General features: G+C 69.9%; 12 protein-coding genes. 8 read left to right on the top strand and 4 right to left on the bottom strand.

The window, feature by feature from the left end:
* Positions 1–5: 5 nt before the first annotated feature.
* Positions 6–1,805, top strand: coding sequence for a chloride channel protein (locus AC1RQF_RS01035; RefSeq protein WP_492871079.1), 1,800 nt, complete (start codon positions 6–8; stop codon positions 1,803–1,805).
* A gap of 80 nt (positions 1,806–1,885) precedes the next feature.
* Here AC1RQF_RS01035 and AC1RQF_RS01030 read toward each other — a convergent pair whose 3' ends face one another.
* Positions 1,886–2,035: a hypothetical protein gene (locus AC1RQF_RS01030; protein WP_273995857.1), complete on the bottom strand. Its 150-nt coding sequence runs from the start codon at positions 2,033–2,035 to the stop codon at positions 1,886–1,888.
* A gap of 899 nt (positions 2,036–2,934) precedes the next feature.
* Here AC1RQF_RS01030 and AC1RQF_RS01025 point away from each other — a divergent pair.
* Positions 2,935–3,279, top strand: a complete 345-nt coding sequence (locus tag AC1RQF_RS01025) for a hypothetical protein (RefSeq protein ID WP_273995856.1) — start codon at positions 2,935–2,937, stop codon at positions 3,277–3,279.
* A gap of 129 nt (positions 3,280–3,408) precedes the next feature.
* On the opposite strand, the gene AC1RQF_RS01020 is transcribed toward AC1RQF_RS01025, so the two are convergent.
* The gene (locus AC1RQF_RS01020) at positions 3,409–3,702 is read right to left on the bottom strand and encodes a DUF4148 domain-containing protein (RefSeq protein WP_273995855.1); all 294 of its coding nucleotides are present in this window, start codon (positions 3,700–3,702) and stop codon (positions 3,409–3,411) included.
* A 133-nt stretch (positions 3,703–3,835) separates the two neighbouring features.
* Positions 3,836–4,567 (bottom strand): dipeptidase PepE, encoded by a 732-nt coding sequence (pepE, locus tag AC1RQF_RS01015; RefSeq protein ID WP_273995853.1) that lies wholly within the window; start codon positions 4,565–4,567, stop codon positions 3,836–3,838.
* A gap of 217 nt (positions 4,568–4,784) precedes the next feature.
* On the opposite strand from pepE, the gene AC1RQF_RS01010 reads away from it, so the two are divergent.
* From AC1RQF_RS01010 to AC1RQF_RS00995, 4 genes are all read left to right on the top strand, one after another.
* On the top strand, positions 4,785–6,791 hold the full coding sequence (locus tag AC1RQF_RS01010; RefSeq protein WP_492871078.1) for a LamG-like jellyroll fold domain-containing protein: 2,007 nt from the start codon (positions 4,785–4,787) through the stop codon (positions 6,789–6,791).
* Positions 6,792–6,841: 50 nt separating this feature from the next.
* Positions 6,842–7,039 carry a hypothetical protein gene (locus tag AC1RQF_RS01005; RefSeq protein WP_273995851.1) on the top strand — a complete coding sequence of 66 codons (198 nt, stop codon included), beginning with the start codon at positions 6,842–6,844 and terminating at the stop codon, positions 7,037–7,039.
* A gap of 33 nt (positions 7,040–7,072) precedes the next feature.
* Positions 7,073–9,202 carry a phosphocholine-specific phospholipase C gene (locus AC1RQF_RS01000; RefSeq protein WP_273995850.1) on the top strand — a complete coding sequence of 710 codons (2,130 nt, stop codon included), beginning with the start codon at positions 7,073–7,075 and terminating at the stop codon, positions 9,200–9,202.
* Positions 9,203–9,281: 79 nt separating this feature from the next.
* Positions 9,282–10,226 (top strand): LysR substrate-binding domain-containing protein, encoded by a 945-nt coding sequence (locus tag AC1RQF_RS00995; RefSeq protein ID WP_492871077.1) that lies wholly within the window; start codon positions 9,282–9,284, stop codon positions 10,224–10,226.
* Here AC1RQF_RS00995 and AC1RQF_RS00990 read toward each other — a convergent pair.
* On the bottom strand, positions 10,159–11,061 hold the full coding sequence (locus tag AC1RQF_RS00990) for a LysR substrate-binding domain-containing protein (RefSeq protein WP_273995848.1): 903 nt from the start codon (positions 11,059–11,061) through the stop codon (positions 10,159–10,161). The two genes, AC1RQF_RS00995 and AC1RQF_RS00990, sit on opposite strands and share 68 nt — an antisense overlap.
* A 164-nt stretch (positions 11,062–11,225) precedes the next feature.
* Here AC1RQF_RS00990 and AC1RQF_RS00985 point away from each other — a divergent pair, with 164 nt between their 5' ends.
* A complete protein-coding gene (locus tag AC1RQF_RS00985) occupies positions 11,226–12,404 on the top strand; it encodes a M20 aminoacylase family protein (RefSeq protein WP_492871076.1) in 1,179 nt (392 codons plus the stop codon).
* Between the two features lie 141 nt (positions 12,405–12,545).
* Positions 12,546–13,859, top strand: coding sequence for an MFS transporter (locus tag AC1RQF_RS00980; protein ID WP_273995846.1), 1,314 nt, complete (start codon positions 12,546–12,548; stop codon positions 13,857–13,859).
* Positions 13,860–14,065: the final 206 nt, after the last annotated feature.

Genomic DNA, 14,065 nt, shown 5'->3' with positions numbered 1-14,065 from the left:
CGTCCATGAACCCCGCTCATTCCCATCGGCGCGATTACGCCACCAACGCCGCGCTGCCGCGCGTCGCCCTGCTCGCCGCCGGCATCGGCCTGCTCAGCACCGCCGCGGCCATCGTGCTGCTCAACCTGATCCGCCTGTTCACGAACCTGTTCTTCTTCCAGCAATGGTCGTTCGCCGAGCGCTCGCCCGCCGGCCACACCCTCGGCGCGTGGGTGATCGTCGTGCCGGTGCTGGGCGGCCTCGTGGTCGGCCTGATCGCGCGTTTCGGCTCGGACAGGATCCGCGGCCACGGCATTCCCGAAGCGATCGAGGCGATCCTGTTCGGCAAGAGCCGGATGTCGCCCAAGGTCGCGATCCTGAAGCCGCTGGCGTCCGGCATCGCGATCGGCAGCGGCGGGCCGTTCGGCGCGGAAGGCCCGATCATCATGACGGGCGGCGCGCTCGGCTCGCTGAGCGCGCAGTTCTTCTCCGTCACCGCGGCCGAACGCAAGACGCTGCTCGTCGCCGGCGCGACGGCCGGCATGACCGCCGTGTTCGGCACCCCGGTGGCGGCGGTGCTGCTCGCCGTCGAGCTGCTGCTGTTCGAATGGCGGCCGCGCAGTTTCCTGCCCGTCGCACTCGCGTGCGCCGTCGCCGGCTTCGCGCGCACGCTCTATTTCGGCGCCGGTCCGCTGTTCCCGCTCGAAACCGCGCCGCCCACCGCGCTCGCGCTCGGCTCATGCCTGATCGCGGGCGTGCTGTCGGGCGCGCTCGCGAGCGGGCTGTCCGCCGCGCTGTACCGGATCGAGGACGGCTTCGCCAAACTGCCCGTGCATTGGATGTGGTGGCCCGCGCTGGGCGGCCTCGTGGTCGGCGTCGGCGGATGGATCGCGCCGCGCGCGCTCGGCGTCGGCTACGACGTGATCGGCGACCTGCTGCATCAGCACCTCGCCTTGCGGATCGCGCTCGCGATCCTCGTCGTCAAGGCGGTGATCTGGGTCTTCGCGCTGGGCTCGGGCACCTCGGGCGGCGTGCTCGCGCCGCTGCTGATGCTCGGCGCCGGGCTCGGCACCCTGCTCGCCCCGTGGCTGCCGGGCGGCGATCCCGCGCTGTGGCCGCTCGTGTGCATGGCGGCGACGCTGGGCGCCACGCTCGGCGCGCCGCTGACCGCGATCGTGTTCGCCTTCGGCCTCACGCACGACACCCAGGCGCTGCTGCCGCTGCTGACGGCCACGCTGGCCGCCCACGGTTTCGCGACCGCCGTGATGAAGCGCTCGATCATGACCGAGAAGATCGCGCGGCGCGGCCATCATATCTATCGGGAATATGGCGTCGATCCGCTCGAACGCCATGACGTCGCCGAAGTGATGTCGCACGCGATCACCGCGATCGACGCGGATCTGCCGGTGAACGACGCGCGCGAGCGCTTCTTCGGCGCGGACCAGATGCATCGCGCCTATCCGGTGCAACGCGACGGCGTGCTGCTCGGCATGCTGGCGCGCGACGGCCTGATGCGCGCCTGCGCGACGCTCGCGCCGGACGCCCGCGTCAGCGAGGCGCTGATCGGGACCGCGCCCGCTTTCGCCCTGCCGGCCGAGAGTTGCCGGCTCGTCGCGACGCGGCTGGCGGTGGATGGCCTCGAACGCCTGCCGGTGGTCGCCGATGCGACCTCGATGCGGCTCGTCGGCATGGTGTCGCGCAGCGACCTCGTCAAGCCCGCGCGCCTGCATTTCGACGACGAACTGAAGCGCGAGCGGCTGCGCGCGTTCACGCCCGGCCTCATGAGACGACGCGCGACGACGCCATCGGACCCGGGCCGCGGCTGAACGCGGCGCGCCGCGACCAAAGGCAAACGGCCTGCCGGCGGCAACACCGGCGGGCCCGGGTCAATCAGCGTACTGCGGGATCAGTGGAACAGCGCCTTGAGCGCGTCGCGGCATGCCGCGAACAGGCTCCGGCGCCGCGGCGCGCCGCCGTCGAGCGACAGCAGGGAATCGTAGTAGGCACGCGATTCGGCGACGTGCGGCAGATCGGAAACGAGAAGAGCGAAGTGCATCGTAGACCTCCGTGATTCGAACGGATGGATCGCGCGGCCGGCAACCCGGCGGGATCACGACACACATCGCCAGGCAGGCTGGACAGATGACGGGCGGAAACCGTGGGGCGCCGTTACGCGCGCAAAGGGTTCAAGCGGCGTAAGGGATAAGGGTCACTGTCACTACCGGGCATGGCGGCTCCTTCCAGGTTGTATGGTCCGATCGGATCGACTGTCCACGCTCGGCGGCGCGGCAGGCGGGCGCAGCTCGCCGCGCAAGGATCGGGCTTGCGCGACAACGCGCCGGATGCGCGAGCGCATGTCCGGCGTCTGGCGATACTCGGGTGCAAAAACGGGAAGTTCGAACTTCGGCGCGCACCGTCTGCCTGCTGGCGGAACGGCGGCGATAGGCGGGCGTTCTGCCGGTCAGGCGGGGAAACTGTTCGGAAATCGACGACTGCTGCTGTCCAAGGCAAATGCCCCTAATTCGTAATAGTCCGAGTTTAAGTTCGGATTCGCTACCGCGTCAAACAATCTATGACAATGTGCGGGCAGTATTTAAACCTGCTTAACAGTCAGGCGCGTTATTTTTTGCCATGATGGATTCTGACAACGCGACGGGGCCACCGTTCAGCACGCTCCCTACGCCAAGCGGCCATAGAGTCCACATGGCGTAGGCTGACGGTTCCAGCCCGTTTCGTCGCATCCGTCACATCAATCGACACGGCCGTTGCACACGGCACGATCGTCCACCATGCCACGTCGCCGGACCAGCGATCAGGGCACACAGGTCTTCTTGCCTGGCAAGCGCGCTAACAACTTGTTTCCGATTGTCCGGAACATCGTTTGTCGTTCGCGATCAGACCATATCGCAGCACCGATTGAATCCCACTCACGAACCACAACCCTAGGGAGATAACGTGAAATATCTACCGCTTATCGCATTGACTGTGGCGCTTTCCGCATGCGCCGCGCAGCCGCCCGCAGACGTTCAGAGCGTGGGACAAAGCCAAAAGCCCGCCAAGGACGTGGCTGCCTGCATCGCGAAGTCGTGGGCCGACAAGTCCCAGCAGCAGGTGATCTCGCAGGAAGTCCTGGCCAACGATCTCGCCAAGGACGTCTACGTGCCGGGCCAGCAGCCGCCTAACGGCTCGGCCGCGCTGGTGCGCCCCGCCCGCTCGGGCAATGCCGCGACCTGGGTCGGCTTCCGCGCCACGGGCGGCGGCGCAGGCGGCGCGACGAGCGACATCAACGCCTGTCTGTAAGCCGCCTCGCCGGTGGCGGACGGGTCTCGACACGCCCTCCGCCCCGCCCCGACGGGCTCCGCATCGCGGGGCCCGTTTCGTTTCCGGCAACGATTCCCCAACGGGTTTTGCGCACCGCATCAACACGCATCACTTCGACGCGTTCAATTCCTGGCCGGTCGGCTCCTTGATCAGTTGTCCGTCATGTTTCGCGATCGCGTGGTTGCGGCGGTTCTGCTGAATCGTGTCCGCGCTCGGCGGATAGTCGGTCTTCTTGGCGGGAATCACGCCGTGGTGCTGCGCGTCGACGAGTTCGGCGCGTACCTGCGCGCGGGTCTTCGAGCCGTTCGGGCCCGGCTGCGCGGAAGGCGGAAGCTCGGCGAACGCCGCGGCGGACAGCATGAGCGAAGCGGCGAGCGCGATCAGTTTTGCCGATTTTTGCATGGCGATTTCTCCTGGTGGGTTCCTCGCTTCGTTGTGCGAGTGAGGCCATTCTGGCTGGCGATCGACACGGTCCGATGAGCCCACGATGACAAATTTGCAATGATCGGCGCCCCCCGGCGCGCGCCGGGCACCTTCAGCGCGCGGCCGGGCCGACGATGTCCGCCAGGTCGAAGCTGTGATGCTCGGCCAGCGCCGCCGGCGGCGTCGCGCGCCGGAAATGCAGCGCGCCGCGCGCGCCCAGCACCGTGCCGCGCACCCCGTCGCTCAGCAGCGCCGAGCCTTCGGGCAACGCGAGCACCGCCTCGGGCGCATTGATCTCGAGAAACTCGCCCAGCCGCTCCTCTCGGCTCTCCCCATGATGGCCGGCCGGCTTGCCGCTGATGAAATGCGGATTGATCTGGAACGGCACGAGGCCCAGCGCGTCCAGCGTCGGCGGCGCGACGATCGGCATGTCGTTGGTGGTGCGGATCGTCGGGCACGCGACATTGCTGCCCGCGCTCCAGCCGATGTAGGGCGTGCCCGCGCGGACCTTCGCGCGCATCGCCTCGACCAGCCCCGCGTCGTACAGGCGCTTGAGCAGCGCGAACGTGTTGCCGCCGCCCACGGCGATCGCCTCGGCCCGTTCGAGCGCGGCCAGCGGATCCGCCGCGTGGTGAATCGACGTGACGCGATAGCCGAACGCCGCCAGCGCCTCCCGCACCTTCGCCTCGTAGGCATCGAAATCGAGCGCGACGTCCGCGTACGGCACGAACAGCACCTCGCGCGCTTCGTGCCGCAGCACCGCATGCAGCGGCTCGGCCGCGTGTTCGAGATACCCCCGCGCATCGGTACGGGAACTGCTCATCAACACCACTCGCTGCGACATGTCTGTCTCCACAAAGTAACGGCCCGCATCATCGCATCGAATCACCCCGTGCTTGCGCGCGCCGGCGCCTTTGCCGGGCTCGCGCGTAAAAAATTCCGACCCATCCATCGATTTCTTTCTGCTTCCTGTCATTTTCATGACGCTCCGCATGCTTATCCTCGCTGCTCTGTAAGCCGGGCGATCTCCGTCCGGCCGCGGATTCCAACAGGATGGGGACATGGCCCGGATACGATGGATGGGGCTCGCAGGCTGCCTCGCGATGAGCGTGCTCGTCGCGGCGTGCGGCAGCGGCGACGACGGCGTGACAAGCGGCGCGCGCACCGACGCGCAGCCGCCCGTCTCCACGCCGCCGCGCGCGAAAGTGTTGCTGGTCGGCGTCGACGGCGCGACCTACACGGCAGTGCAGCGCGCGTTGGTGCAGCGCACACTGCCGAACCTCGCCACGCTGTCGCTGACGCCCAGCGCGACGGGCGGCGCGCCCGGCACGCCGACCGAGCAGGCGCCCGTCGACGGGCCGAGCTGGGCGAGCGTGCTGAGCGGAACCTGGCAGGATCGGCACGGCGTCGCCGACGATGCGTCGGCGGGCTCGCTCGCCGCGCCGACCCTGTTCCATGCATTGCGCACGGCCGACGGCGGCGCGACGCGCCGGCTGGGCGCCGTGACGAGCACCGCGACGCTGGCCGCGCTGCTGCAAGCCGATGCGCGGCGCGGCGACCTGAGCACGCAGGTCGATTGCGCGCAGGCCGAAGCCTGCGTGACGCAAAACGCAACGAAGCTGATCCGCGGCGGCTACGACCTCGTGTTCGCGCACTACGCGGCGCCCGCCGTCGCGGCGGCCGCCGCCGGGTTCCAGGACGGCCGCTATGCGCTCGCGCTGCAACGCGTCGACACGGCGCTCGGCGACCTGCTCGCGGAGGTGGCCGCACGCCGCGCCGCGACGCCCGGCGAAACCTGGCTCGTGGTGGTCACCACCGCGCACGGGCTCGACGCGACCGGCTCGGCCACGCCGATCGCCTCGGTCGACAACCGCACCGCCTTCATCGCGCTCGGCACCGCCTTCAATCCGCTCGCCTCGCCCGGCGCGCCCGCGCCCGTGACCGAGGCGGCGCTGAGCGCACTGCCGAGCGAAACCGACATCACCCCCACCGTGCTCGCGCACTTCGGCATCGCGGCGGACCCGGCGCAAGCGCGCTTCGCCGGCACGCCGCTGATCGGCGCGGCGCTCGGCGCGCGCGGCTTCGCCAGCACCGTCAGCCGCTACCGCGACACGCTCGACCTGAGCTGGCGCAATCCCGCCGCCACGAACACGCCGATGACGCTGTGGCGCGACGGCAAGCGGCTCGCCACGCTCGATCCCGCGACCACCCGCTACACGGACGGCCACTTCGGCATCGAGGACGGCCCTCACAGCTTCGACTACGTGCTGGTGCGCGACGGCGTGCCGGTCGCCTACCAGGCGCGCATCGACTATGTCGCCCCCGTGCCGCTCGCGCCGACGCTGCGCGACGCGCTCGCGCTCTACTACAGCTTCGACGCGTGGCCGCCGGCCGACCTGCGCCGGGCATCGACGCTCGGCCCCTGGAGCGCGGCGTCCGACGGCGGCAGCGCCGGCGCGGACAATTTCGCGGGCCAGTCCTTGCGCGTCGATTCGCGCATCGACTCGTACAAGCTCACGCATACCGGCCCGGATCTCGCGCAGCAGCCGCAATTCACGCTCGGTTTCTGGTTCCGCTCGGACTGCACGCAGGGCAACGGCAGCGGCGAACCCGTCATCGCGAACAAGAACTACACGTCCGGCGCGAACGCGGGCATCGCGATCGGCCTGTTCGGCGCGTGCGAGCTGCGCTTCAACCTCGGCAGCGGCGGCCGGCGCGACGACATCAACGGCCTGAAGTTCAGCGCGAACCAATGGGTCTACGTCGCGCTGTCGATCGACGCGCGGGCCCGGCTGTTCAGCGCCTACGTGCTCGATCCGGTGCTCGGCGCACAGAAGGTCGAGAACCGCGCGATCGCGAACACCGACGTCACGAAGCTCGCGGGGCTCGGCACCGGCACCTGGGGCATCAACGACGACGCCACTCACAACTACTACGGCAACAACCCCGACGCACTGCGCGGCGTGATGGAACTGAACGATCTCGCGATGTGGACGCGCCGCCTGTCGCTCGCCGAGCTGACGTCGATCAATGCGTCGCGCCAGCCGCTGTCGTCGCTGAACCCGTGACACCCGCCATGACTTCCGCCCTCCGACTTCATCGAGAAAGGTCCCGACCGATGCCTTCCCTGCTTTCCCTGACGCCGCGCGGCACGCGCTGGTACGCGGCGGCGCTCGTCTGCGCGGCGCTGGCCGCCTGCGGCGGCGACGACGACACCGCGCCGCCCGGCAAGCCGAACGGCGATGCGTCCCCGCAGCAGCCCACCGCCCCCGGCGAAACGCCCGCGAGCACGCCGAACCTGCGCTGCGCGCCCTGATCGCGCCGTCCCGAACCGCACCGAGACTCCGACATGAACAGCCGACGCAATTTCCTCAAGCTGGCGGGCACGAGCGCCGCCGCCACGGCGGCGCTCGCCGCGTTCCCCGATTCGATCCGCCGCGCGCTCGCGATCCCCGCGAACAACGCGACCGGCAGCATCCGCGACGTCGAGCACGTGGTGATCCTGATGCAGGAGAACCGTTCGTTCGACCATTACTTCGGCACGCTCAACGGCGTGCGCGGCTTCGGCGACCGTTTCCCGATCCCGCTCGCGGGCGGCCGCGACGTATGGCAGCAGACCTATACCGACAGCAAGGGCGCGAGCCGCGTCGTGCTGCCCTACTACCTCGACAGCAACATCGGCAACGCACAACGGGTCAGCGGCACGCCGCACAGCTACCCGGATGCGCAGAGCGCGTGGGATCTTGGCCGGATGAACCAGTGGCCGACCTACAAGCAGCCGCAGTCGATGGGCCATTACACCAAAACGGAACTCGACTTCCAGTTCGCGCTCGCCGACGCGTTCACGCTCTGCGACGCCTATCACTGCTCGTTCCACGGCGGCACCAACACCAACCGGCTGTTCCACTGGACCGGCACCAACGACCCGGGCGGCGCGCGCGGCGGGCCGTCGATCGACAACATCGGCGAATCGCTGGACGGCAAGGCCAACTACACCTGGACCACCTATCCCGAACGCCTGCAGGCCAAGGGGATCGGCTGGAAGGTGTACCAGAACATGCCGGACAACTACACCGACAATCCGCTCGCCGGCTTCCAGGCCTACCGCGACGCGAACCGCAGGCGCGGCAACCAGGCCAACGGTTCGCCGTATCCGCCGTACACGCCGAACGACGAGACCGTCAGCCCGCTGCTCAAGGGCGTGTCGAACACCATGCCGGACGGCGGCTTCCTGCAGGCGCTGAAGGACGACATCGCGTCGGGCCTGCTGCCGCAGGTATCGTGGATCGTTGCACCCGCAACCTATTCCGAGCATCCCGGGCCGTCGAGCCCGGTGCAGGGCGCGTGGTACACGCAGGAAGTATTGAACGCGCTGACCGCGAACCCGACGGTGTGGAGCAAGACCGTGCTGCTCGTCAACTTCGACGAGAACGACGGCTTCTTCGATCACGCGCCGCCGCCCTGCGCGCCCGCCTACGACGGCGATACGCTCGCCGGCAAATCGACCGTCGACACGCGCGGCGAGTATCACGTCGACCGCCGCCCGTACGGCCCCGGCCCGCGCGTGCCGATGTACGTGGTGTCGCCGTGGAGCCGCGGCGGCTGGGTCAACTCGCAGGTGTTCGACCACACCTCGGTGCTGCGCTTCCTCGAAAAGCGCTTCGACGTCGCCGAGACCAACATCAGCGCGTATCGCCGCGCGATCTGCGGCGACCTGATGTCCGCCTTCAATTTCGTGACGCCGAACGAGGGCCTCGCGACGCTGCCGAACCGCCCGCGCAAGGCGGCCGACGACATCCGCAAGAGCCAGGAGGCGAAAAACCCGGTGCCGCTGCCGTCGACCGCCGCGCAACGCCTGCCCGCGCAGAACGACGGCCAGCGCCCGTCGCGCGCGCTGCCCTACGAGCTGCACGTGAGCAGCCGCGAGGATGCGCCGGGCCGCGCGCTGTGGCTGATCTTCCGCAACACCGGGCAGGCGGCCGCCGTGTTCCACGTGTACGACCGCCTACACCTGGACCGGGTGCCGCGCCGCTACGCGGTCGAGCCGGGCAAGGAACTGGCCGATCGCTGGGAGGCGTTCGCGAGCGATCGCGGCCGCTACGACCTGTGGGTGCTGGGGCCGAACGGCTTCCATCGCGCGTTTCGCGGCGACCTGTCGGCCAGCTCGGCGGCGGGTGCGAGCGGGCCGGAAATCCGCGTCTGCTACGACATCGCGAACGCGCACCTGTACCTGACGATGCTCAACACCGGCGCCGCGGACGCCGCCTTCACGGTCACGCCGAACGCGTACCGCAAGGACGGCCCGTGGCGCTTCACGGTGCCGGCCGGGCGGCAGCTCGACCAGCATTGGCCGCTGGCCGGCCAGGACAACTGGTACGACTTCACCGTCACGGCGCCGCAGGGCGGCTTCTCGCGGCGCTTCGCCGGTCGCCTGGAAACCGGCAAGGACGGCCGCTCCGATCCGGCGCTCGGCAGTTGAGGACGCGGCCGGTCGCGATCGGCTGTCACAAACGGGCGTCACACTGGCGGTTTATCCACGCGAGAGGCCGTGATCGCCCATGCTCGGCGACCTGTTGATCACCTTCTTCGCGGTGGCGCGCCAGGGCAGCGTGACCACCGCCGCGCGCCAGCTGAAGCTCAGCCAGCCGACCGTCACCGGCCGGATCCGCCAGCTCGAGGAAAGCTACGGCGTCGAACTGTTCCATCGGCGCGGCAGCCGGCTCGAGCTGAGCGACGTCGGCGTCGCGCTGATGCCGCACGCCGAGCGCTTCGCGCAGCAAGGCAGCGACGTCGACTTCCTGCTGCGCAACGCGGGCAGCCTGCAAAGCGGCAACCTGCGGATCGGCGCGACCGGCCCCTACTACATCCTGCGCAGCATCGCCGCGTTCCGCGAGCGCTTCCCGGCCGTCGAGCTGAGCCTCGAGATCGGCAATTCGCAGCAGATCCTGCAGGCGCTGTTCGAATACCGGATCGATCTCGCGGTGTCGTCGCGGCTCGAAGAGGACCCGCGCGTGACGCGCCGGCTCGTGGCCTCGGATCCGCTCGTCGCGGTGATGCACCCGGATCATGCGCTCGCGCGTCATGCGCAGGTCGATCTCGCGCAACTGGTCGGCTGCGCGCTGCTGCTGCGCGAGCCCGGCTCGATGACGCGGCACGTGTTCGAGACCGCGCTCGCGCGCGTCGGCCTCGAACTGCCGCCGCACACCGTGATCGGCAGCCGCGAGGCGATCTACGAGGCGATCCGCCTGAATCTCGGCGTCAGCGTGCTGCCGCGCGGCGAGGTGCCCGGCGATCCGGCCTTGCGCGCCGTGCCGCTCGCGCCGCCGGCGCCGATGCTGCACGAGTATCTGTACTGCCTCGACGCGCGCCGCGCCGCCCGGCTCATCGACACGTTCCTCGCCTGCGTGCCCAGCGCGAATGCGCCGCGCGCGCCGTTCACGCCAAGCCGTGCCGGCGCGCCGCGTCGCGCAGACAGTCGAGCAGCATCGCCGCGGCCGGCGTGAGCGGGCTGTCGCGCCGCGTCACCACCTGCACCGACAAGGGCGGGATCGCTTCCCGGATCGGCATGACCGCGAGCTGCCCGCGCGCCCACTCGATCGACAGCAATTGCTCCGGCACCGCCGCGATCAGATCGGAGCCGAGCAGCAGGCTGTGCGCGACCGCGAAGCTCGGGCATTCCACCACCCGATGCGGCGGCCGCAGCCCGTGCTGTTCGAAGCATTGGCACAGCATCTGCGAGGAGCTTTCGGGCGACGGATTGAGCAGCCAGTCGGCGTCGACGAGATCGGCAAGCGAGGTGCAGCGCGCGAGCGGATGCGCGCGCCGCGCGACGATGCGCAGCCGGCTCGCGTACAGTTGCGCGTGGTCGAACTCGGCGGCGAGCCGCTCCGGCATCACCACGGCGACCGCGAAATCGAGCGTGCCGTCGTGCAGGCGCGGCAGCGCGACGCCCGGAAAACCTTCGAAGAAACTGACCTGTGTCAGCGGGAAGCGGCGGCGGAACGCCTGATAGGCGTCGGGCAGGATCGAGACGGCGGCGGCCGGCGTGATCGCCGCCGCGACCGCGCCCGTCGCCGCGCCCTGCGCCTGCTCGATGTCGTCGCGCGCACGCTGCATCTCGGCGACGATCAGACGCGCGCGCACCTGCAGCTGCTGCCCGAACGCGGTCAGCTGCACGCCGCGCGCGGTGCGCACCACGAGCGACACGCCGAGCGCCTGCTCCAGCTCCTTGATCGCCTTGGTCAGCGCGGCCGGCGACAGATTGAGCGCGCGCGCGGCGGCGCGGATGCTGCCTTCCTCGGCAACCGTCACGAAAGCCTTGAGCTGGTGGTATTTCATCGGACGAATCGCGGTGGCGAACGCCGCGCGCGGCGTTCATGGGGAGGCAACCCAGGGTTGGCACCATCGGAATTTATCAGCTTATGGTGCGCGACAGAACTTTATATGCTTCGTCGACACGTGCGTCGGATTTCAACCGCGCCGATACAACGAAGGAGACAAGCATGCTGTCCGTCAACCCCGTGATTCCCGGCATCGCCGACATCGCCCCCGAGCTGATCGAGGTGCGCCGCCGCATCCACGCGCATCCCGAACTGGCGTTCGAGGAGACCCGCACCAGCGAACTCGTCGCCGGCCTGCTCCACGGCTGGGGCTACGAGGTGCATCGCGGGCTCGGCAAGACCGGCCTGGTCGGGGTTCTGCGGGCCGGCGCGGGCGCGCGCACGCTCGGGCTGCGCGCCGACATGGACGCCCTGCCGATCAGCGAGGCCACCGGCCTGCCGTATGCGAGCCAGGTGCCGCGCCGCATGCATGCGTGCGGCCATGACGGTCACACCGCGATGCTGCTCGCGGCCGCGCGCCACCTCGCCGCGACCCGTGCGTTCTCGGGCACGCTCAACCTGATCTTCCAGCCGGCCGAGGAGAATTTCGGCGGCGCGAAGGCGATGATGGACGACGGCCTGTTCGAGCGCTTTCCCTGCGACGCGATCTTCGCGATGCACAACATGCCCGGCCGCGCCGCGGGCGACATGGCGTTCCGCACCGGCGCGTCGATGGCCTCGTCGGACCGCGTGACGATCACGCTGCGCGGCGTCGGCGGACACGGCGCGATGCCGCACGCGGCGCGCGATCCGATGTCGGCGGCGGGCAGCATCATGATCGGCCTGCAAACCATCGTCGCGCGCGAGGTGAACGCGCAGCAGGCGGCCGTGATCACGGTCGGCAGCGTGCAGGCGGGCGAAACCTTCAACGTGATCCCCGACACCGTGGTGATGAAGCTGTCGGTGCGCGCGCTCGATCCCGACGTGCGCGCGCTGCTCGCGGCCCGCATCGACGCGTTCGCGCGCGCGCAGGCCGAGAGCTTCGGCGTGCGCGCCGAGGTCGACTACGACTACGGCTATCCGGCGCTCGTCAATCATCCCGAGCCGACCGCGTTCGCGCGCGACATCGCGCGGCAGATGCTCGGCGCCGAGCGGGTCGAGGCGGAAGCCGAGCCGCTCATGGGCAGCGAGGACTTCGCCTACATGCTCGAAGCCCGGCCCGGCTGCTACGCGCTGATCGGCAACGGCACGGGCAGCCGCGGCGGCTGCATGGTGCACAACCCCGGCTACGACTTCAACGACGAGATCCTCGCGATCGGCGCGAGTTACTGGGTGCGGCTCACCGAAGCCTGGCTCGCCTGAGCCTGCCTCCGGCAGCCTCCGCGCCCGCCGCCCGGCCCCGGGTCGCGCGGCCCGCACCCGCATCGTCGTCGTTTTAGCGTCATGTCCGCGCGCCCGCATCGGGCTGCGCGGGCCCGTCCCCTGCCCGCCCCGCGAGGAATCATGGACACCACCGCCTGCACGCCCGCCGCGCCCGCCGCCTCGTCCGCCGCCCGCCGGCGCCGCCTGATCGCCGCCGCCGCCGTCGGCAATGCGCTCGAGTTCTACGACTTCACCGTCTACAGCTTCTTCGCGATCCTGATCGGCAAGCTGTTCTTTCCCGTGCATTCGCCGTTCGGCCAGCTGATGCTCGCGGTCGCGAGCTTCGGCGTCGGCTTCGTCACGCGCCCGCTCGGCGGCATCGTGATCGGCATGTACGCGGACCGCGTGGGCCGCAAGCGCGCGATGATCGTCACGCTGCTGCTGATGGCGCTCGGCACCGCGCTGATCGCCGTCGCGCCCACTTACGCGCAGGTCGGCCTCGCCGCGCCGGTGCTGCTCGTCGTCGCGCGGCTGCTGCAGGGCTTCGCGTCGGGCGGCGAGGTCGGCGCCTCGACCACGCTGCTGCTCGAACAGGCGCCGCAGCACCGGCGCGGCCTGTATGCGTCGTTCCAGTATTCGAGCCAGGGCTTCGCCGCGCTCGCGGGCGCGCTGACCGCCGTCGCGCTGACCACGCTGCTGAGCAACGCGCAGCTCGAAAGCTGGGGCTGGCGCGTGCCGTTCGTGATCGGCACGCTGTTCGTGCCGATCGGCTACTGGCTGCGCCGCACCGTCGAGGAAGTGCCCGCCGCCCCGATCCCGGGCGCGGCGACGCCCGACGCCGCGCCGCTGCCGCTCGTCGACGTGCTGCGCGGCCATCGGCGCGCGGTGCTGGTCGGCCTCGGGATCACGATCGGCGGCACCTCGATCCACTACATCATCGTGTTCTACATGGCGCTGTACGGCGTGCAGGTGCTGCACCTGCCCGTCTGGCTGTCGATGACGGCCGGTTGCGTCGCGGGCGCGGTGCTCACGTTCGCGACGCCGCTCGGCGGCTACCTGTCCGACCTCCACGGCCGCAACCGGATCGTCTGGTGGACGCGGATCGTGCTGATGATCGCGATCTACCCGGCCTTCGTGGCGCTCAACCGCTGGCCGGGCGCGGGCTCGCTGCTGTCGATCGTCGCGGCGCTCGCGCTCGTCCATGCGATCAACATCGGCGCCTGCGGCGCGATCCTCGGCGAATTGTTTCCGCGCCGGGTGCGCGCGACGGGCGGCGCGCTCGTGTACAGCCTCGGGGTCGCGATCTTCGGCGGCTTCGCGCAGTTCTTCGTCACCTGGCTGATCGCCGCGACCGGCAATCCGAACGCGCCGGCGTGGTATGCGATCGGCTGCGGGGTGCTGACGCTCGTCGCGCTGCATGGGCTGAAGGAGTATGCGGGGCGCGCGCTGGATTGAGCGGCGCCCGAGTGATGCCCGGCTCGACGCCTGCCTGATACTTGACGGCAGGCGTCCTGATACTGGAGTTGGCGGATTCGAATCGCATCGGTCGGCCTACCGGGCGCGAATGGATGTGATCATCCGTCAGATACACCACGGGCGCGTCGTGCTGGCGAGCGCCACGCCGCGAATCGAGGCGCGGCGGCTCGACACCATCCGCTTCC

The sequence above is a fragment of the Burkholderia sp. GW821-FHT14F03 genome (assembly GCF_058803765.1).
Note: the sequence above shows the minus strand (reverse complement) of the source record. Positions and strands in the feature narration are given on the sequence as shown.